Here is a 201-nt window from a genome sequence, read left to right as displayed (position 1 = left end):
CCGACCGAGGACCGCTTCCTGATGACGCGCGAGGAGCTGGAGAACAAGATCGCCGTCCTCCTCGGCGGGCGCGCGGCCGAGAAGATCGTCTACGACCACCTCTCGACCGGGGCGGCCGACGATCTGGTCAAGGCGACCGATATCGCCCGCGCCATGGTCGCGCGTTACGGGATGGACGAAGACCTCGGGCATGTCAGCTAT

The 201-nt window shown here is 66.7% G+C and carries 1 pseudogene; it reads left to right on the top strand.

From position 1 onward, the window contains the following. Positions 1-201 (top strand): annotated as a pseudogene (locus CG51_RS18950) (ATP-dependent zinc metalloprotease FtsH); the annotation flags it as partial.

It is taken from the genome of Haematobacter missouriensis, assembly GCF_000740775.1.
GTDB classification, from domain to species: Bacteria; Pseudomonadota; Alphaproteobacteria; order Rhodobacterales; family Rhodobacteraceae; genus Haematobacter; species Haematobacter missouriensis.
Note: the sequence above shows the minus strand (reverse complement) of the source record. Positions and strands in the feature narration are given on the sequence as shown.